Origin of the sequence: Microcystis sp. MC19 (genome assembly GCF_003019735.1) — a bacterium.
GTDB lineage: Bacteria > Cyanobacteriota > Cyanobacteriia > Cyanobacteriales > Microcystaceae > Microcystis.
This window is the reverse complement of sequence record NZ_CP020664.1, coordinates 208,692-228,165: the sequence shown is the minus strand read 5'-3', so window position 1 is coordinate 228,165 and position 19,474 is coordinate 208,692. Positions and strand designations below refer to the sequence as shown.

Annotated in this window: 20 protein-coding genes and 4 pseudogenes; 13 read left to right on the top strand and 11 right to left on the bottom strand. The window is 41.7% G+C overall.

What is annotated here, in order from left to right; genetic code table 11:
* The first annotated feature begins 69 nt into the window (after positions 1–69).
* Complete coding sequence (locus tag B5D77_RS01115) at positions 70–534, top strand: DNA phosphorothioation-associated protein 4 (RefSeq protein WP_008201626.1); 465 nt, start codon at positions 70–72, stop codon at positions 532–534.
* Between the two features lie 8 nt (positions 535–542).
* On the opposite strand, the gene B5D77_RS01110 is transcribed toward B5D77_RS01115, so the two are convergent.
* From B5D77_RS01110 to B5D77_RS01100, 3 genes are read right to left on the bottom strand one after another with little or no spacing between them, the layout of a single operon-like run.
* Positions 543–1,181: a DUF1361 domain-containing protein gene (locus tag B5D77_RS01110; protein WP_106908114.1), complete on the bottom strand. Its 639-nt coding sequence runs from the start codon at positions 1,179–1,181 to the stop codon at positions 543–545.
* 3 nt (positions 1,182–1,184) lie between these two features.
* On the bottom strand, positions 1,185–1,601 hold the full coding sequence (locus tag B5D77_RS01105) for a thioesterase family protein (RefSeq protein WP_106908113.1): 417 nt from the start codon (positions 1,599–1,601) through the stop codon (positions 1,185–1,187).
* A 7-nt stretch (positions 1,602–1,608) separates the two neighbouring features.
* Positions 1,609–2,127 carry a cofactor assembly of complex C subunit B gene (locus tag B5D77_RS01100; protein WP_002734244.1) on the bottom strand — a complete coding sequence of 173 codons (519 nt, stop codon included), beginning with the start codon at positions 2,125–2,127 and terminating at the stop codon, positions 1,609–1,611.
* A gap of 135 nt (positions 2,128–2,262) precedes the next feature.
* Between B5D77_RS01100 and B5D77_RS01095 the strand changes: the two genes are divergently transcribed.
* A complete protein-coding gene (locus tag B5D77_RS01095; RefSeq protein WP_106908112.1) occupies positions 2,263–3,168 on the top strand; it encodes a metal ABC transporter permease in 906 nt (301 codons plus the stop codon).
* A 132-nt stretch (positions 3,169–3,300) separates the two neighbouring features.
* On the opposite strand, the pseudogene B5D77_RS01090 reads toward B5D77_RS01095, so the two are convergent.
* A pseudogene (locus tag B5D77_RS01090) lies at positions 3,301–3,549 on the bottom strand (helix-turn-helix domain-containing protein); the annotation flags it as partial.
* A gap of 153 nt (positions 3,550–3,702) precedes the next feature.
* Positions 3,703–3,873: pseudogene (locus B5D77_RS26845) on the bottom strand (IS630 family transposase); the annotation flags it as partial.
* A gap of 437 nt (positions 3,874–4,310) precedes the next feature.
* On the opposite strand from B5D77_RS26845, the gene B5D77_RS01080 reads away from it, so the two are divergent.
* The gene (locus B5D77_RS01080; protein WP_081504672.1) at positions 4,311–4,949 is read left to right on the top strand and encodes a MotA/TolQ/ExbB proton channel family protein; all 639 of its coding nucleotides are present in this window, start codon (positions 4,311–4,313) and stop codon (positions 4,947–4,949) included.
* Positions 4,950–4,967: 18 nt separating this feature from the next.
* Complete coding sequence (locus B5D77_RS01075; protein ID WP_008201640.1) at positions 4,968–5,537, top strand: biopolymer transporter ExbD; 570 nt, start codon at positions 4,968–4,970, stop codon at positions 5,535–5,537.
* Here the strand turns inward: B5D77_RS01075 and B5D77_RS01070 are convergent, their stop codons facing one another.
* The gene (locus tag B5D77_RS01070) at positions 5,538–5,888 is read right to left on the bottom strand and encodes a hypothetical protein (RefSeq protein ID WP_008201641.1); all 351 of its coding nucleotides are present in this window, start codon (positions 5,886–5,888) and stop codon (positions 5,538–5,540) included. It lies immediately after the preceding gene.
* A 517-nt stretch (positions 5,889–6,405) separates the two neighbouring features.
* On the opposite strand from B5D77_RS01070, the gene B5D77_RS01065 reads away from it, so the two are divergent.
* A complete protein-coding gene (locus B5D77_RS01065) occupies positions 6,406–7,599 on the top strand; it encodes an NAD(P)/FAD-dependent oxidoreductase (protein WP_106908110.1) in 1,194 nt (397 codons plus the stop codon).
* On the opposite strand, the gene B5D77_RS01060 is transcribed toward B5D77_RS01065, so the two are convergent.
* Positions 7,579–7,998, bottom strand: a complete 420-nt coding sequence (locus tag B5D77_RS01060) for a GAF domain-containing protein (protein WP_106908109.1) — start codon at positions 7,996–7,998, stop codon at positions 7,579–7,581. The genes B5D77_RS01065 and B5D77_RS01060 overlap by 21 nt on opposite strands.
* Before the next feature lie 84 nt (positions 7,999–8,082).
* Here B5D77_RS01060 and B5D77_RS01055 point away from each other — a divergent pair.
* A pseudogene (locus tag B5D77_RS01055) lies at positions 8,083–8,427 on the top strand (ParA family protein); the annotation flags it as partial.
* A gap of 141 nt (positions 8,428–8,568) precedes the next feature.
* Positions 8,569–9,632 (top strand): ISKra4 family transposase gene (locus B5D77_RS01050; RefSeq protein ID WP_106908108.1). Its coding sequence is split into 2 segments (ribosomal slippage): positions 8,569–8,725 and positions 8,725–9,632, totalling 1,065 coding nucleotides; the frame shifts between segments, so codons are not numbered across the junction.
* A gap of 57 nt (positions 9,633–9,689) precedes the next feature.
* Here B5D77_RS01050 and B5D77_RS01045 read toward each other — a convergent pair.
* Positions 9,690–9,887 (bottom strand): annotated as a pseudogene (locus tag B5D77_RS01045) (GAF domain-containing protein); the annotation flags it as partial.
* A gap of 84 nt (positions 9,888–9,971) precedes the next feature.
* Between B5D77_RS01045 and B5D77_RS01040 the strand changes: the two are divergent.
* The 4 genes from B5D77_RS01040 to B5D77_RS01015 all read left to right on the top strand — a co-directional run bounded on the left by B5D77_RS01040 (position 9,972) and on the right by B5D77_RS01015 (position 13,138).
* Positions 9,972–11,306: an AAA family ATPase gene (locus tag B5D77_RS01040; protein WP_106908107.1), complete on the top strand. Its 1,335-nt coding sequence runs from the start codon at positions 9,972–9,974 to the stop codon at positions 11,304–11,306.
* Complete coding sequence (locus B5D77_RS01035) at positions 11,303–11,995, top strand: Rho termination factor (protein ID WP_106908106.1); 693 nt, start codon at positions 11,303–11,305, stop codon at positions 11,993–11,995. Before B5D77_RS01040 ends, B5D77_RS01035 begins: the two co-directional genes overlap by 4 nt.
* Before the next feature lie 360 nt (positions 11,996–12,355).
* On the top strand, positions 12,356–12,559 hold the full coding sequence (locus B5D77_RS01025) for a type II toxin-antitoxin system HicB family antitoxin (RefSeq protein WP_002783541.1): 204 nt from the start codon (positions 12,356–12,358) through the stop codon (positions 12,557–12,559).
* 402 nt (positions 12,560–12,961) lie between these two features.
* On the top strand, positions 12,962–13,138 hold the full coding sequence (locus B5D77_RS01015) for a type II toxin-antitoxin system HicA family toxin (protein WP_106909935.1): 177 nt from the start codon (positions 12,962–12,964) through the stop codon (positions 13,136–13,138).
* A gap of 265 nt (positions 13,139–13,403) precedes the next feature.
* On the opposite strand, the gene B5D77_RS01010 is transcribed toward B5D77_RS01015, so the two are convergent.
* On the bottom strand, positions 13,404–14,120 hold the full coding sequence (locus tag B5D77_RS01010) for a 1-acyl-sn-glycerol-3-phosphate acyltransferase (RefSeq protein WP_002758823.1): 717 nt from the start codon (positions 14,118–14,120) through the stop codon (positions 13,404–13,406).
* Between the two features lie 156 nt (positions 14,121–14,276).
* On the opposite strand from B5D77_RS01010, the gene metG reads away from it, so the two are divergent.
* Both metG and B5D77_RS01000 read left to right on the top strand, forming a co-directional pair.
* Positions 14,277–15,890, top strand: a complete 1,614-nt coding sequence (gene metG / locus B5D77_RS01005) for a methionine--tRNA ligase (protein ID WP_106908105.1) — start codon at positions 14,277–14,279, stop codon at positions 15,888–15,890.
* Positions 15,891–15,990: 100 nt separating this feature from the next.
* Positions 15,991–16,596, top strand: coding sequence for an NYN domain-containing protein (locus B5D77_RS01000; RefSeq protein ID WP_002739868.1), 606 nt, complete (start codon positions 15,991–15,993; stop codon positions 16,594–16,596).
* Between the two features lie 733 nt (positions 16,597–17,329).
* Here the strand turns inward: B5D77_RS01000 and B5D77_RS00995 are convergent.
* Together B5D77_RS00995 and B5D77_RS00990 are read right to left on the bottom strand one after the other, a co-directional pair.
* Positions 17,330–18,826, bottom strand: coding sequence for an IS5-like element ISMae6 family transposase (locus B5D77_RS00995; protein ID WP_046660474.1), 1,497 nt, complete (start codon positions 18,824–18,826; stop codon positions 17,330–17,332).
* A gap of 291 nt (positions 18,827–19,117) precedes the next feature.
* On the bottom strand, positions 19,118–19,468 hold the full coding sequence (locus B5D77_RS00990; protein WP_106908104.1) for a Rieske (2Fe-2S) protein: 351 nt from the start codon (positions 19,466–19,468) through the stop codon (positions 19,118–19,120).
* Between the last annotated feature and the right edge of the window lie 6 nt (positions 19,469–19,474).

The following is a 19,474-nucleotide window of genomic DNA, read 5'->3' as shown; positions in this document are numbered from 1 at the left end:
TAGTTCATCAATACTCCTGATTTCTATCTCCTAAATTTTGTAAACTTTTTAACTTTTTACTTGATAAATATGTCCATTCATCGAGTGCGTATTGCTAGAGATAAAGGGGAATTTGTCCAGTCCTTAGTTAATTTTAATCAGGGAATTGGACCCTTTCAAACCTATGCTGATGTCATCGCTTTTGCGGCGGCTTTAGGGGTAAGATATCAAGAGAGGGTAGCCATAGAAAATGTAGCGAAAGAACCCTCACCTATTAACCTGGAAATTTTTATTTCTCGTGGCTACGATACCCTAATCAAATTATTGGCAGTCAATGAGTTCCAAGACACAAAAATTCTTTCTCCCCACGGGGTAGATTCAGAAGCTTTGCGAGTGACAATTTTCGAGGAATATGCCAACGCCGGTTTAGCAAGATTAGAACGAGAATTGCGCGGTGCGGTGGATTATACTGAAAGATTATTGTTAATTATCAGTCAAGAACGTTTTCGAGACATTACTGCCACAACCGAATTCGATTTAGGGAGATTTTTGTAGTAGAAATTCTAGTTATTCTCGCAGGAGGCAAAAAATCGATTGTAAAGTCTTTTGTTGATCTCGTATAGTAACCAAATAATTAAAAAACAGACAGGGATAAATATCAAAGGTTTTTTAGTTAGTAAATTCTGCAAACTCCAGAATAGTTGCTGCGGTTGAGTGACTAGATACCAACTATTCAGCCGAAGAAAACGCCCCAGATAGATACCGATCGCACTTAAAAAATGGAGAGTTATTTCTAGGGGTAAAACTGCTGAATTTAGCTGACTTTCCTGACAATAACTTTTAAAATTAAGTAAGGAGAGAACGTATAGCTGAAAGCCAATAAAAATAAAGATACTATACTGGGGAATTAAAACTAAAAAAAATAAACTTTTGGCGTAATCCTGCTGAATATAAGAGATTAAATGAATGCTATCGGTGAGAATATAGGGAGCATTGGGTAAAAAAAGCACAAAAACTAAGAGAATTAACCACCAGATTAGGGAACGATCGAGGGTGGTCCGAAATAGCCAAAAGCTGAGGATAAAGGGGATAAAGGCCAGAAAAGAATTCCAGACAATCCTCCCGGTACTAAGGTTAAATAATTGCCAAGCACTGTGCCACCAATCCCTAGTTAAAATCATGGTTAAATCTGCCAAAATCATTCCTTAAATACCAGTCTCCTCTAAAGTTGATAAATATCCTAACCAATTTTTTAAAGATTCCGGGAAAGGGATTCTTTCTCTAGCGGTGGGATCAATGCAGACATGGCGGGTTTTTGCTTTTCCGACCATGATTTCAGCCAAATAAATTTTATACTGCAATTCAAACTCGTTTTCGCTTAGGGATCGGACAGTGAAATCAATCTCTATGCGATTACCACAAAAAAGAGGACGAAAAAACTGGATTTCCGCTTGAGTAATCGGTAGGGCAACCGGAGAATCTTTCAAAAAATCCTTGATATTGATGCCAAATTGTGCTAAAGAAAACTCGTAGGCTTCATGACAGATCGAGAGAAGATGGGCAAAGTAAACCACACCGGCCGCATCGGTATCGGCCAGATAAATTAGGCGCTCATAGGACATAAAAAGCTTATTGTCTTTCTAGAAAGGTTAAACTATCTTGTAGTTGTCTTAACTCGTCCCGATGGGCTTTGACAGTTAATTCCGTTTGCTGAGATTTGCTTTCCACTTTAAAAGCCACTTCTTCTAACCGGCCGACTTTTTGCCAATAGAAAACACCGGCGAGGGGAGATAAACCCACAAGAGCAAAAATATAGGGATTAGTATCGGGAAATAACACCGATAAGACCAGTGAGAAGCAAAATAAACCCAAGGCCGCCAAAATTGTCAAAAATATCGCTAGAAAAGGGCTAGGAGGCACAAAACCCTGTAATCTGACAATATTCTGTTCGGGTTCGATCGCCTTGACTTGATAGGAACGTCGGTCAAAATAATCTCGCAGTTGTTCTAATAGTTGGTCGTCACTGGTACTGGTAAGATAGACACGCTGTTCGATACGCTCTTTGACGGAACCGCGAATAAAAAAGAATAATCCCACCATGAGCAGGAGAGTCAGAAAAAAAGTTGAGGAAAGAACGGGGGTATCCATGGCGGCGGTTAGGAGCGAAAAAACTTACAATTAATCCTAATTATCCTAACTCATCTTCTCCCCCGATTTAGAAGATAGACCCTAGGAGCAAAACCTCGATCGAGAATCAGAAAAATTTAACCCCAAGGCAGATTCATGGGCAACAATCTATTAACAGGATTAATCGAACCCTTGCAGTATAGTTTCATGCAGAGATCCCTAATTGAAGCTATCATCGTCGGGATCATCTGTGCGGTGGTGGGAACCTACCTGATGGTACAACGTTTGGCCCTCTTGGGCGATGCCATCAGTCACTCGGTCTTACCCGGACTAGCGATCGCTTTTATTGGTAATTTTAATCTGCTACTGGGTGCTTTACTAGCATCAATGGTCAGTACCCTACTGATTAACCTGATCCGTAATCGTTCCCCAATCAAAGAAGATGCGGCCATGGGTATTGTTTTCTCGGCTTTTTTTGCCCTTGGTATCACCCTGATCACTCTTATCCAAAAAAACAACAAAATTGACCTTAATCACTTTCTCTTCGGCAATATTCTCGGTGTTACTGCTGCCGACATTCGCGATACCCTAATTATTGCCATTATCGTTTTATTAACCGTTTTGCTCCTGTATAAAGAACTATTATTCTACACTTTCGACAAAATCGGGGCGCAAGCGGCGGGTTTACCAGTAAATTTATTAGATTTAGGCTTAATGCTCCTGATCGGTTTGACAATCGTTGCTAGTCTCCAAGCGGTGGGAGTAATCCTCGTTTTGTCCCTTTTGATTACCCCCGCGGCCACTGCCTATCTTTTAGTTACCCGTCTTCATCAAGTCATGGGTTTAGGTGTGGGTGTGGGTATTATTTCTAGTATCAGTGGGATGTATTTAAGTTATTACTGGAATTTACCCTCTGGACCGGCGATCGTGCTTGTCGCTTTTAGCCTATTTATGTTGGCCTTTTTATTCAGTCCCCGTCAAGGAATTTTCACTCATCCCTCTAGTCTAGGTGGTCAACTTTCTATCTGGGTAGAGATGAAAAATTTGTTGAGACGGCGTTAGTCCTGTAGGAGCGAAGCATTCGGGCAATAAACTCTCGCTGAAACCGTAGATTTTCTATCGGAATGCTTCGCCCCTAATTTTTCAGCAAACCGTTAAATAACCGAGCCTATTTCCTAGCCTAGGTACTTTTCATTGAGCTTCGAATTCCTGTCTAACGAGACGGTAAACTGTTGTATAGCTGATGGGAATTTCTCGCACGAACGAGAGCCAAAAATAAATCTCTTTATAGCGGGCCAAACCCCCAGTTTCTTTTAATTTGTTTTGTAAAAGAGCGACTTCTTCTGGCGAAATCTTTTTCGGTCTTCCAGAGGGGGTTCCTTCGGATAATAAGCGCTCGATTCCACCTTCTCGATAGAAACTTAACCAGCGATGAATTGTTCGGCTCTTCTAGGTTCTGTGTGATCAGTTTAACTTACAATATGATCGATCAATCTTTGTGTCCTTTGTGTCTTTGTGGTTCGTTCCACTCACTCGCCAGCAGGACTGTATCCTAGAATACATTTTACCCACCAAACCTGGGAGAGCCATTGTTCTTTCCCCTCGTCCCATTAACAATGCTAGATGGCGAACTGTCTCTACCTCGCCCATCTTCAAAAAATATAATGACTGTACTTTAGCGTAGGCTAAACTACTTTTTTGTTGTTTCATTAATTCTTTTAAATCTTCCACTGACTCAACAATGTTGATTTTAGTTACCCCAGACATAGCCAATTGATCCGCTTAATTATCTCCCCCCCCAAGTATGCCACAGTTTTTGAAAAATGGCATAATTTGATTTAAAACATCAAATACTGGCGGCTGAGTGGCGGCATTGCCACCGCCTGGGAATCCCATCCCTAACCATAGGCGCAAAATCCCAGCCACTGAATCCAGGTCTAGATAGCTCTGGTTTGGACTTCTCCGGCCAGAATTAGATTCAAATAGAGTCGGGACAGTCCCTAAAGCCTTTTTTTGACCTCTTCTGGCCTCTTGAAAAGCCCCATCTCATCCTGTATTCTAAGTCAGCGTAAGAACTATAAATGTCAAATGTCAATTGATCGACTTAAATCTTAAACTAAATAATCAAGCCCGAATCGCTCGGTATTGGAGGAAACAAAAAACCCGTGAATATAACTGATTTAATCCAAAAAGGCGGAGTGGCCATGTGGCCGCTGCTTTTTCTGTCTATTTTAGCTCTTAGCACTATTATCGAACGAATTTGGTTTTGGAGTCGCACCCTCCTCAGTGAGGGGCAGATTTTAAATCGCATTATGGAATCCGCCATGCGTAACTGGGATCTAGCCACGAAAGTCGCCAGAGATTCCCGTAATCATCCCATTGGTAGCTATCTCTACGCTCCCCTGCGCTTAGAAAATCCAGATCCAGAGGTTTTTCACTTTGCCCTCGAATCGGCTGCCGATGAACAATTATCCCTAATGAAACGGGGTGATAAAATCCTTGAGGCAGTCATCGCCCTTTCTCCCCTGTTAGGATTATTGGGGACGGTACTCGGTTTAATTACCTCTTTGGCCAATATTCAATTAAGTGACCTGGGAACTTCCTCAACGGCGGGAGTAACTTTAGGTATTAGTGAAGCTTTAATTTCCACCGCTACTGGCTTAATTGTCGCTATTTTTAGCCTCGCTTTCTATCGTGTTTTTCAGGGACTCTGGTTCAATCAAGCCCGAATTTTTCGCAAGGCCGGCAGTGATTTAGAAATTATCTACCGTCAACGTTGGCTAGATGGAGAAGACCAACAATACTCCCTCAGTGCTAACCTAGAAAAACCCCTCGATCGCTAAATTCCTCCCTAATCACCCATGGCCGAAACTAAATCTCTTAACCACAAAAAGCCCAAAAGTAGCCACATTACGGCTCGTCCCCTGAAATTATGGCATGAGCAACACCGCATTCAAGAGGATGTGCAGGTTAATATCATTCCCCTGATTGATGTAATTTTCTGTATTCTCACTTTCTTTATTCTCGGTGCAGTGGGATTATCTCGCCAACAGGCCATCAGCCTCGATTTACCGAAAGCTAGTACCGCCACCACCCCGATGCGGGAAATGTTGGTGGTTAGTCTCGATGATTTCGGACAACTCTACGTCGAAAAACAGATGGTGACTCGCGCCCAGTTGTTCGAGGCGATTAAGAATTATCATCAATATAGTCCCAATGGACTGATGGTACTCAATGCCTCCCGTAATGCCAGTTATAACGAAGTGGTGGGGGTTTTAGACCTCCTGCGACAGGTAGGCGGCGATCGCGTGGCTTTAGCGACTCTAGCGGGGGAAGCTAACAATCCCACCCTGGAAAATAGTAATCCTTTGCCCAATTTACCTACCAATCCCACCTTACCCAGTTTACCCAATCCTCTGGGCAGAAATTAACTAGGAATGGATGCGATAGGTGAGTAATTGCTCTTCGAGGGCGGCAATACGATTGTAAGCCGCCGTCAATTGTGCCGTCAATCGGCGAATTTGGATTTCATCGGCAAAAGAATTATCACCATTGACAGCCGGGGCCTGTTTGCCACCGTGATCCCGGAGAATATCTTTATGATCGTAGAGACTATTATCGGATAACTCGGAAAAACCGACCATTTCTAGGGATTCTCGCGGAGAACGACTCGATTTATCCCCGGCTAGGATAGCAATTTGCCGGCTGAGGCTTTCGACAATATCCTGTAGGTGATCGACTTTCCGATCAAGACTGATAATCTGTTGTTGTAGTCCATTCATGCAATTATCTAGGAATTAAGGAGGATTCCCCTCTATGCTAGGCTCTAGAAGAGATGGACTATAACAATTTATGATTGATTTAACGATCCCTTTACTGCCCTTAACTAATCTTAATATATTGCCCCGGTCAACCAGCTGCCCCCGATAGCACTTCTATTAGAAATTAAGGTAAGCTGTTGAGCAGTAAGCCTCGATTTTAAGGAACTAAATTATGTTTAAAAATTGGTCTTTCGATGATTGGATGAATCATATCCTTTTTCTGGCTACAATTGTGGCTTTGCTGGCGATTTGGCTGGGTAGATAATTAAAAACTATTTTTCTTTCCTGGCTTTACCGAAAATTTGGGGTTAAGGTTCCCCGTCCATTTTACGGCAGGCAGTGTCACAATAAGAAACAAAACCCTCAGCGATCGATAAGTACCTAAGCAAAATTAATTACACATCTCGATAAAGCTTTTGCCTCTTGCCTATTGCCTCTTGCCTATCTTCACTAGGAAATTTATTTTGCACGACTACTTATGACTGACTCAAGCCCAAAAATTTGTATTCTCGGTGGTGGTTTTGGTGGACTCTATACTGCTTTGCGTTTGAGTCAATTGCCTTGGCAAGATCAACACCCCCCCCAAATTACCTTAATTGATAAAAGCGATCGCTTTTTATTTTCTCCCCTTCTCTACGAATTAGTCACCTCAGAACTGCAATCCTGGGAAATTGCCCCCCCTTTCAGCGAATTGCTCGCTAATACCCCCGTTGACTTCCAACAGGGAACCGTCACGGCGATCGATGTTAATAATCATAAAATAACCCTTGACAATCAAAAAGATATATGCTATGACCGCCTCGTGATCGCCCTCGGTGGTCAATCCTCCCTTGACTTCCTACCTGGGGCCAGAACCCACGCTATCCCCTTTCGTAGTCTAGAGGATGCCTATCGTCTTCGGGATCGACTCAAAACCCTAGAACAATCCGATCGCGATAAAATTCGGGTCGCCATTATCGGGGGCGGTTATAGCGGCGTAGAATTAGCCTGTAAGCTGGCCGATCGTCTCGGAGAAAGGGGAAGAATTCGTCTGATCGAAAGAAATAGCGATATACTTGGCCCTTCAACCCAATTTAACCGCGACACCGCCAAAAAAGCCCTAGAAAAACGTCTGGTTTGGTTAGACCTCGAAACCACCGTCGCCGATATCCAAGCGGATCGCCTCTCCCTTGACTACAAAGGACAGATCGACAATATCCCCGTTGATCTAATTCTCTGGACCGTTAGTCCGATCGCCTCTCCACTGATCGCTAATTTGCCTCTAGCACATAATGAGCGCAAATTACTAAAAGTTAATCAATATTTACAAACTGTCGAAAACCCCAGCATCTACGCGATCGGCGATGCGGCCGATGGTCGCGACCAAGAGGATAAACCCTATGCTGCCACGGCCCAAGTGGCCCTTCAACAGTCCGACTACTGCGCTTGGAATATTTGGGCGAGTTTCCACGATAAACCGGCTTTACCCTTCCGTTATCAACCTTTAGGCGAAATGTTGACCCTCGGAGTCGATGAAGCTACCATTAGCGGTTTAGGACTAGAATTAGCCGGTCCCCTTGCCCATCTTACCCGTCGCTTAGTCTATCTCTACCGTCTGCCCACCCTTAACCATCAAATCGCCGTAGCATTCAACTGGATTACCCAACCCCTTCTATCCCTCATTTCTGAGTAGCGAGTTCAGATATTCCTCCACTAACAAACTATCTCGATCGGTCAATTCCTGACCATCGAGACGATTTAAAAGCATTACTGCACCAAATAACTGATTATTAACCCTAATTGGCACAGCTAAAGCCGTTTTTATCCCCAAAGCCACCGCTATATCCTGACGAATGCGATTATCTCCTAGGGTTTGTTCCACCACCACCGGACAACTATCCCGGTAAACCACCGTACACAATCCCGACGTGGCAATATCACCCCTTTTGCCCACAATTGCCTGGCTGTTTTTACCCGCACCCGCCCGATAATCAATACTATCACCGTCAAATAGGGCTATAATCACCGTTTCTGTTGGAATTAAACCTAAAATTTCTTCAGCAATGCGATCGAGATTAGTTAATTTTTCCATAATGGGTTAGGGGTTGAGGAAATAGAGTGTTATACTCAAAAAAACAGCGATTCATTAACTTTAGTCTATAGTTTGTGAACTCAAATGAAAGATAACACCCCCAGAGTAACAAGTCTCAAATCTTATCTTCAGCATTTGCCTCAAGATGCGTCGGAAGCGATCGTTAGCACCAACTTTGCACGTTACCTGATATCATATTTAGGATTTTCAACCACGGAGATAATTCCAGAGTACGACACGGGAGGCGGTGGGATTACCGACTTTGCCACTCGGAGAAACCTAGAAAACGATATTTTTTTGCAGACAAAGAGTAATCCTTTTCTGCTGATAGAGTTAAAAGATAGATATACTAACTTAACTGAAAATAGTCCAGGTTATAAGGCAACTGTCAATCAGTTAAAGCGTCAGTTATTAGGGAATAACTGTAGGGAGCATCTCACTTATGCAATGAGTATTAATACTTATAGCAGTCAAAAACTAGAAAATCTTCAACTTGATCACAAAGAGAAATGAGATTATAATAGTTATAACTTACAATTCAGAATAGCTCTCGATGGGAGGAATAATTCAATGTTATCAGAAAATGAAAAAAGAATTAAAGAGTTATGTCAAGAGTTAGGGCAATGTCTCTATGAGCAATCCCAAATTAAGAAATTTAATAACTTGGGAGAGATAGAGGAGACAGTCAGAGATTTAATGATTCATTATGTTAACCCAGAAATCGGTATTTTTTTGTCAAAACAAGCACAGAAGAAACTGCCGGTCGGACGAGAAAAGTGAAAAGTATTTTGGGGGAATTACCAATTACAGAAAAACAAGCGAAAAAATTAGAAATAAAGTCTCGGACTCAGATGAGTCCAATGTTAGAGAAGAACTGTTTGCTATTAAGTGGCGATGAATCCTACGAAAAATCGGCGCAGAAAATCAAATCATTGACAGGGATTGCTGTTTCTCACAGTACCCAACAACGCCTCGTACATCGATATGCTTTTGAAGAATTACCGTCTAACCCAGAAGTGGAAGTGGAAGAAATGAGCCTAGATGGCGGTAAGGTACGACTAAGAACTGCCAAGGGAAAAGCCTTAATTTGGCGTGATTATAAAGCAGTGAGTTTTCATCAACTGGGGGTAGCGGCTTTTTTTCAAGATAACTCAGCTTTATTAGATTTGGTTAATTCTCAAGTTTTGGCCAAGCCTTTAATTTGTTTAGGAGATGGACATGATGGTATCTGGAATTTATTTCGTGAGATCGGAGAGAAACAGGAAAGAATTGAAATATTGGATTGGTATCATTTAATCGAAAACCTCTATAAAGTTGGCGGGTCATTCCAGCGAATTGAGGAGGTAAAATGTTTTCTATGGAAGGGGGACGTGGACGCCGCTATCTCTTGTTGTGAAGGATGGTCAGAGCCGCAAGTTGAGAATTTTATTACTTATTTAAACAAGCATAAACATCGAATTGTCAATTATGGTTATTTGCAGGCAGAGGGGATTTCCATTGGCTCTGGCTCCGTCGAATCAAAAATTAAACAAATTGCTCATCGTCTTAAAATTACTGGTGCAAGTTGGCAATCTTGTAATGTACCGCAAGTCCTTCGTCATCGCTGTGCTTATCTAAATGGTTGCCTTTTTTAACTTTTTTATTGATCTCATTAAGCATTTCTACTTATTGCAAAGGTGAGATGCTCCCCAACTATCCCGGTAAACCACCGTACACAATCCCGACGTGGCAATATCACCCCTTTTGCCCACAATTGCCTGGCTGTTTTTACCCGCACCCGCGCGATAATCAATACTATCACCGTCAAATTCGGCAATGATAACCGTTTCTGTTGGAATTAAACCTAAAATTTCTTCAGCAATGCGATCGAGATTAGTTAATTTTTCCATAATGGGTTAGGGGTTGAGGAAATAGAGTGTTATACTCAAAAAAACAGTAATTCATTAACTTTAGTCTATAGTTTGTGAACTCAAATGAAAGATAACACCCCCAGAGTAACAAGTCTCAAATCTTATCTTCAGCATTTGCCTCAAGATGCGTCGGAAGCGATCGTTAGCACCAACTTTGCACGTTACCTGATATCATATTTAGGATTTTCAACCACGGAGATAATCCCACAGTACGACACGGGAGGCGGTGGGATTACCGACTTTGCCACTCGGAGAAACCTAGCAAACGATATTTTTTTGCAGACAAAGAGTAATCCTTTTCTGCTGATAGAGTTAAAGGGTAGAGATATTAACCTAACTGAAAATAGTCCAAGTTATAAGGCAACTGTCAATCAGTTAAAGCGTCAGTTATTAGGGAATAACTGTAAAGCAGCCCAATGGGGAATTATCAATAATAGTTCACACATCCAGTTATTTAGAAAACATGGTAAAACCATTTTTCCTGCTACTACTTGCATAGAGCTAACTCCTGATAACATTGATGACACTATAGCTCTAATCAAGACAAAAATTGACAGCACTCCCAAAGCACTAACGGTTACTGTTTACAATAATAAAGGCGGTATAGGCAAAACCACCACCACCGTAAATCTTGCAGCTTTCCTTGCCCTTTTAGGTAAAAAAGTTTTAGTTTTAGACTTTGATTTTAATCAACGAGATTTAACTAAATCTATCCTAACTATAAACCCAGAAGATGGACTACTAGAAAAGGCTTTAACTGACCGCAATATTGATATAAAATCAGTGATCATTCCCTATATTTTTAAGAATTCAAAACGACAAATTACCTTCGATGTTGTTCCTGCTGATCCTAAAATGGCAGAGTATCCGGAATTTCAGTATAATTCTCAAATGAAAATATTCACTCTCCATAGAAAATTAGACTTAGCTAGATATGAATATGATTACATCTTTATAGATGCAGCTCCCAATTGGCGATTTCCTAGCCAGCTGGCTGTTTATGCTGCCGATGTTGTCCTCTTACCCACAAAACATAACAATTCATTCTCCCTTAATAATGCAGCCACTGCCATCAAGGAGTTTCTGCCGCAAATGCAAAAATTAAAAAAAGATGGGACTCCCATAGCCTTACCAATTTTTTTCAACGGTGAGAAGATTACTCAACCACAGTTAGAGCTTGCCCAAAAAGAAATTAATCAAATACTAAAAAATGACAAAAACCTTGTACACTATTTTTATCCCAGATATACTAATGCCAAAAAAGATTTACATATTCATCACCTGCCAGAATACGCTATTATAGCCAGTGCTGCTTTTGAGCGCGTGCCAGCCGTTTATAAACATCGTTCCGTTTATGACTACTACAAAGACTTAGCAAAGGAGTATTTTTTACAATGATGGAATATACCGATATTGGTACTTTGAAGTATCTCTACTTAGATGAAATAGAAATTACCAATGGGACCGATGCTGATAGTTTTTTAATTGAAGCTACTGCTAAACTATTACAGCAGACAGGTGGACGCAATTGGCTGCCTGTAATCGTCAAAGAATTATCAGAGGATCGCTATGAAGTTATCGGCAACTCATTTGTTTATGCTGTGGCTGAAAGGGCTGGACTAGAAAGAATTTGGTGTATTATTGCCGATGGAACAGAAGATGCTAGGAATATATCCAGAGTTTTGGCAAGAGAAGAAACCCCAAAACTAAATCTGTCAACAGCTTCAAGAGAAGAAATTAAATCTGCTTTACAGTTCTTAATTGAACAACCGAATAGCCCCCTGAAAACAGTTAAATTAGCTACTGCTACTGCTAGGATTGATGAGGCTCCCCGTCAATTCTGGAAGAGTTTAGATTCAATTGTTGCCCTCAAGTGTGGAATTACAAAAGGGAAGGGATTAGATTTACTCAAAACTGTCTTTTATCTCACTCCTCAATCTCAACAAGATGCAGTGATTGAGGAGTTTTCAGAAGAAACTCTCAAACTCAAGACTGTTTCTGAATTAAAGACTCTAGCCAAAGAAAAAGGAATCGTTGGTTTAAGCAAGATTAAGAAAGCAGAGCTAGTCAGAATATTAGCGCAATAAGAAAAAGGAGTATGAATTATGAATTATGAATTATGAATTATCAATTGCTAGAAGATATTGAAAGTGAATTAAAATGGCAGCAAAGCCTTTCGGCTCTTCTGGTTTCTGTGTGGAAACGAGGTCTATACTGATAGAATATCCGCAAAATAGTCCTAAAAGTTTTGCCCAATAAGCACTTCAGGGTTCCATAAGCAAAAATTATCACACAAAGTTGAGAAGAGCCGCCTTTCTAACGAAGATATGGAATTGGGAGCTTTTTCAACGTGAACCACTATCGAGTCATCCCGGACTTGAGCATTGATTATGCTTGTGGAGTCCATCTGTTATCATCTTGGGTAGTTCTCTAAGGATTTAGTCCCTATGAAATGGCGAGTGATACTTGAACCCGATCCCGATACAAACGAATGGGCAATTTGGTGTCCGGAACTGCCCGGATGCACATCTGCCGGTATTACAGAAGAGGAAGCTCTCAATAATATACGCGAAGCGATCGAGCTTTATTTACAACCTGATGCTATCGATCTTCTACCAGGAGCAGTAATCCGTGAGGTTATGGTGGGATGACTCGACTCAGGAGAATGAATGCTGACGAGGTTGAGCGCATATTACGCAAGTTTGACATCCTCGCCGCCGTAAAACGGACGGCGATTCCTCACCACGCCACTTTTTTAGGGTGGTCGCTGAACGGGGTTGACGCTTCACCGAAAAACGCTTAATTGCTTAAGTCTGACACTTTCGACCCGTCCGTTTTGAGTGTCCGAATGCCCTCCGTCCACTTTGAACAAGTCGAAAAAATCTAATGTTCAACCTTATTTCCTAGAAAGTTTTACTCGTTCAAGGCCGAATTTGAATTCTTTTCTGAACAAAACCCCCTACTATCTGTTGTCAAGGTTCAGTTTTTAGCTTGGTTATCGCTTTTTCCATTGTAGCTTAAAGCCGTCCTAAAAGGACGGGGTTTTAACCCAAATTTTCGATAACTTTGAACTGATCTCTCAGAAGGGTAGTCATAGAAAATGGCGTGGTAGGGATCAAGATACTCAAGTTATCGTACCTTACCATCAAGGGAGAGATTTACCTACTGGAACATTGCGTAACATCATGATTACAGCCATGATCCCAGAAGGAGAGTGGAAATCTCCATAAACTTCATCTAAAGTCCATCTGTCTAACCAATCACTGCACCCGACCGAGAGTTAGACTGATAATATCATTCAAGGTTGGGCTTCGGCCGTGAGCTTTTGCCGAACGGTTGAAGCATGAAACCCAACGCCCGATCATGTTAGGCTACTGCTAACCCATCCTACAAATAATTGTGTCTCCCTACTTATAACAAATCACTCCAGTATCAATTATGAATTATGAGTTAGGAAGTGGGAAGAAAAAAGCTGCCGACTGCCTCCTGACTTCGTTAGCCTTTCAGCAATAAATCGCTAATTTCCGACTGACAATGACCAATTAAACGATTAAGGGCTTTTTTTCCTTGTTTACCTTGATAATCTGAGCGATCGCTTTCAGTAATTCCATAGGGACGACCGATCGCCACCTTGACACGATGATAAAATACAACGGGATGCCAACCATCTTGATCGAATAAAGGTTCCGTGGTATCTAACCAGCGCAGCAAACGCACAGGAAAAGGACTAATAACAGTTTCCGACTCGGAGAGAATAGCCACAGGTAAGACCGATAGATTCTCCACGGGACAACGCAGGGCTAAATGGGCAAATCCGCTCTGAAAAGGGCTAATTTGACGAGGAGCAGTCAAATTTAACATCGGCGATCCACCTTCTGGAAATAAACCGATCCATCGTCCGGACTGTAAAAAATCCGTTGCTTGCCGAAAAAAAGTCCGGTGGCGTTTTTCGGGGGTATCAAAGGGAAAACAGCCCAATTCTCCGATTAATTCTCGCAAAAGTGGCGTTTTTCCCATGTAGTGATGACAGGCGATCGGGAGAGTTTTGCCCAAAGCTTGAATTAAGATCGGCGCGTCCAAAAAGCTACGATGGTTACTTACCACGATCGCCACTCCTTGGCTGGGTAGATTTTCTTGACCGACGGTAAACAGACTCGTGCGCGTGGTATCAAGAATTAAACGAGAGGTGGATAGGGGGGTAAGCAGCTTCATGGAAAAAAAAAATCGGCCTTAAGATTGTTTTTATTGACTTAGACTACAACTAAAGGATAAAACAGAATTAGAGGATCATAAAATATAAGGGATTATGTCCCAATCATCTACGGATCAGCCTCGGGGCAGCCTCGTCTATTTAAAAAAATAAATTTCATGAATGATTTAAATGAGCGAAAAACATTTGCTTTAACAACACCTCTTTATTATGTCAACGATATCCCTCACATCGGCAGTGCTTACACAACGATCGTAGCGGATGTTATGGCACGATGGAAGCGGTTACAGGGGAATTCTGTCCTCCTAATTACAGGAACCGACGAACACGGACAGAAAATCGAACGGACTGCGGCAACCAAAGGACTCGCTCCCCAGGAACACTGCGATCGCATCGCCACCAGTTTTGCCAATCTCTGGGCCAAGCTACAGATCCAGTATGATCGCTTTAGTCGTACCACTGCCCCCCGTCATCAGGCAATTGTTAACGAATTTTTTGAAAGAGTCTGGGAAAAGGGCGATATCTATCTCGATCGCCAACAGGGTTGGTATTGCGTCGCCTGTGAAGAATTTAAGGAAAAAAGAGAACTGTTAGATAATGGCTGTTGTCCCATTCATACTAATCTGGCCGCCGAATGGCGCGACGAGGAAAACTATTTTTTCCGTCTCTCTAAGTATCAGACGCAACTAGAACAATTTTACCAAGAACAACCCGATTTTATTCAACCGGAAAGCCGACGTAATGAGGTTCTCAACTTCGTCAACCAAGGACTACAGGACTTCTCCATCTCTAGGGTTAATGTGGCTTGGGGGTTTCCCATTCCCCACGATGGTCAGCATACCATCTACGTTTGGTTTGATGCCCTTCTTGGCTATGTTACCGCCCTTCTCGACCCCGAAGACGAACCCACCCTAGAAAATGCCTTGGCCAAATGGTGGCCGATCGATCTGCATCTGATCGGTAAAGATATATTAAGATTCCATGCCATTTATTGGCCAGCTATGCTAATGTCGGCGGGTTTACCCTTGCCTAAAAGAGTATTCGGCCATGGCTTTTTGACCAAAGACGGGCGGAAAATGGGCAAAAGTCTCGGTAATACCCTCGATCCCTTCGATTTAGTTGATCGCTATGGGGCCGATGCCGTCCGTTACTATTTCGTCAAAGAGATTGAATTAGGACAGGATGGCGATTTTCAGGAAACCAGATTTGTGAATATTCTGAACGCGGATTTAGCCAACGATTTAGGCAACCTCCTCAATCGCACCCTAGGCATGGTCAAAAAATACTGCCAAAATAACCCCCCCCAGTTGACCGGTGTAGATATCCCCAACGATAATCACCTTAAGAATATGGGGATCAATTTAGGGGGGATTGTTGAACAGAAGTACGATGCGCTACAATTTGATCAAGCCTGTGAGGAAATATTAGCGTTAATTCGTGCTAGTAACAAGTTTATCGATGAGAGTGCGCCCTGGAGTTTATTTAAACAGAAACAACAAGCAGCCGTAGAACAGGTTCTCTACGCAGTTTTGGAATCAGTAAGACTCTCTGCCTACCTACTCTCACCGATAATACCGACCTTGAGCAGTAAAATTTATCAACAACTAGGTTTTGTTATTGATTTTAATACTTTCAGGTCGGAGGCTGGGGAAAACTCCTCTGATGGTGTCTCTTTTTGTAAACACCGTCAATGGGGATTACCGACAAATCCACAACTAGGAACACCTGAACCGATCTTTTCTAAACTAGAACTGCCGTTAAACGATTCCTAAAGGAATTTTTTGATAACTCTATTTTTTAAGGTCTGTTGTCCTTTGGGACACAACTGGCAAACACTCAACACTAAACTTTTAACAAACGAGGAAAAATAAAATGTTTGATGATTATGACACGGCCCCAGTCTTCACCCCCGAACAAGTGCTAGAAAATCGCGGTCGTGTGGCGATTTTCATCGATGGTTCTAATTTATTTTATGCGGCCCTGCAATTAGGTATCGAAATTGACTACACCAAATTACTTTGTCGTTTAACTGCCGGTTCTCGTCTCCTGCGGGCCTTCTTTTATACTGGAGTTGATCGCACTAACGAAAAACAGCAGGGATTCCTCCTCTGGATGCGTCGCAACGGCTATCGAGTCATCGCCAAAGATCTAGTACAATTGCCCGATGGTTCCAAAAAAGCCAATCTTGACGTGGAAATCGCCGTAGATTTAATGGCGCTAGTGGGTTCCTATGATACCGCAGTCATTGTCAGTGGTGATGGAGATTTAGCCTATGCTGCCGATTCCGTCAGTTACCGCGGTGCGCGGGTGGAAGTGGTTAGTTTGCGATCGATGACCAGTGATAGTTTAATTAATGTGGCTGATCGCTATGTTGATTTAGATCAAATTAAAGAAGAAATTCAAAAAACCAGCAAACATCACGTTGGTTATAATAATTTCCCCGTCAGCGTCTTGGATCAAGACCGTAGCAGTCGCTAGAAAAATTCAGTAAAAATCCAGTTTAAGGTGGGAATTACCCACCTTTATCAGTTATCAGTTATCAGTTATCAGTTATCAGTTAGCAGTTAGCAGTTATCAGTGATACTAAATCCGCTGAGTATAGGCTACATATCAGGAGAGGCACTCATGGAAGTGGAGTGACTCTTAAATTATTACAGATGTGTCAGCAGCCGTGTGCAAGCATCCCACCGAAAAACTAATGCGCTCCGTAGGGCTGATTCATTCTCCGAATCTAAGTAGGTAGGCGTTAAAAGTTGTCAGATCCCCCCGCTGTCCTTTAGTCACATCTTTCTTAACATTTCAAACCTTTGTAGCACAAGGCTTTCAAGACTCGGTTAACAATCTGTAATATTCCTTGTTGACACCCTTACTGACAAGGAAAAAACTGAAATCAAGTCAGGATAAGGGTTGGAGTGCTTACTGAAAAAATTGTTAAGAAAGATCCCTATAAGGGATAGCTTATCAAGGGGGGCAGGGGGGATCGAACCTAAAATCCATTTTTAATTTAATTATAACCAGCTACTTAATTCTTTTGTTTGCTACCCTTAATCGCTTATGAGGTAAGCTAGGGAGCAGGGAAGTACAGGTTTTGGCTCTCATGGTAGGTTGATTCATGAATCAACCTACAAGGCACAACGTTTTGACGAATTTTCAGCTATATAGGGTCTGCTGAAAAAGTCATTGAAAAGTACAGGTCTCTTAATCAATGATTTCACTTAGCTACAAGCATAAGCTTTAGTTGTTGATTAATTTTTAAGTTATAACTTATCCTAATCATTGACCGAGAAAAAGTGCTGTTTTTCCATTTCAGACATAAAAAAGCCCAAAAAACCTGCCTCAACAGGTTAGAAAGATTCATGACTAAAAAAGTAATAGCAATCGCTGAAAAGGAAGTATGAGGAAGTTTAGCCATCACTTTACCTAAGCTAAATCTTCTTTTCCCCTGTCCAAATTTGCCCTCTATACAATTCCGAATCCTCTCATCATCGGTAGCTTGTTTCTTTTGTTCTTTACTAACATTTTTGGCTGGTCTTCCTAATGGGGGCCCACTGATTCTGATTCCCCTTTCTTTACACCAAGCTCTGTTTTCTCTGGTTCGATAAATTTTGTCCACATGAACTGATTCTGGATAGTATCCTGTATAGTCATAATAAGCTTCTATTTGTGCTTTTAAATCTCCCGATTCATTAAAGTTATCCCAACTAATCCGGTCTAAAAATATGTAACCATCTATACAGCTTGCTGAGAATTTAGCCCCAAATTCTACGGGTTTTCCAGCTTTTCCTCTGACTATCGGACGGATATGGGGTTGAGTTAAGCTGACAATTCTGTCTTCAATACTCTGTTTGTTATTTTGGTACATCCAGAGTTGTTGGCGATAAACTTCTGTGACTACTAATAACAGTTTATAGTCTCTTTTTTTCAAGCTTTGTAGCGAGGCTCCTTCTGCTAAAAGTTGTTCAATATGGTCGAGATTTCTTTTTAGATATTGCAGTTGTCTTTTCAGAGCTTTTCGTCTTTGTTTGACGGTAGGTTTTCTTTTTTTTGCTACTTCTAAATAACTTTTTCTGGCTAGGAGACGATAGGTTCTCGGTTTTTGAACAAGTTTTCCTTTTAAAGTTTCATAGAGAATATCAATAATTTTTTCGGTTTGTTTTCTTCCTTGATTTAACAGGTTTAAATCCGTAGGATAACTAATATCTGCGGGCGCACAACTGGCATCTAAAATTAATTTACCTCGATTTTCTGGTTGACTTTGGGTTTCGCTCTCTAACTTTTTTTCGGTGTTTTCTTCTTCTTTTATTTCTCTCGAATTTTTGACCATAAAGCGATTCACTTTATTAATTAGTTCCAGAGTGATTCTTTCTCGAAAGTGAACCAACATTGACGCTTCAAACCGGGGTTCATTGCTGTAGGATGAAAACCCCAAGAAGTATTGTAAATAAGGATTTTCTTTGATTTGTTCTACCGTTTCTCTATCGCTTGTTCCTAATTTTTCTTTAATAATTAATGCTCCGAGTGCTGTCCTGAATGTTTTGGCGGGTGTGCCCATTTCTTCTGAAAAAAGTGATGCGTATTCCGCTTCAAATTCTGACCAGGGAATGAGGTTGGCCATAATTACCCAACGATTGTCTTGGGATAATTTCCCCTCAAAGGGCAGCTCGAAGTTTTCTGGTGGGGTTGAGGGTAACTCGCTTTTACGGTACATTAGCACTAATTAGAGAAGATGCAAGGGTGATGCAAGGGTGATGCAAGGGTTTTAAGAGATTCTAGCAGATTTAAGTGCATTTGGGAAGCTCTCAATCAAGCTAAAAGCCCTTTCCTGTAAGGTTTTTACCATTATTCAGCAAACCCTATATATTTCCGAGAAATCGACTAAAAACGTTGCTAGATAAGGATTTGAGAGAATGACATTTGAGAGGTTGCTTTAAAAGATTAACCCATTGTCAGTTAAAGCAACTGCTCTTTAGGTTGCCCAAAACCCCCCCTCGGTGAGCGGTTATGCGTCTATCCAGATGCTGCCGTCTTCGATGCGAAGGGGATAAACGGGTAAAGCTTGGGGTTGAGAAACTGCCGCCATCGCTTTGTTAACCACCGGGGGCCAAGTAATCCAGTCTTTGACAGCACCAGTACAGAGATCAAACGAACTACGATGCCAGGGACAAATGATCGCGCCGTCTTCGGTAATTTTGCCCTTCGTCATCGATAATTTTAAATGAGGACAACGATTACCGACGGCGTGGAATTGACCGTTATTGTTAATCAACAGAATGGAATTTTCCCCCACTTTTACCACTTGACGGGCGCCGGGGGCAAGGGAATCTACAGATAGTACTTTTGTCCAACTCATATTTTT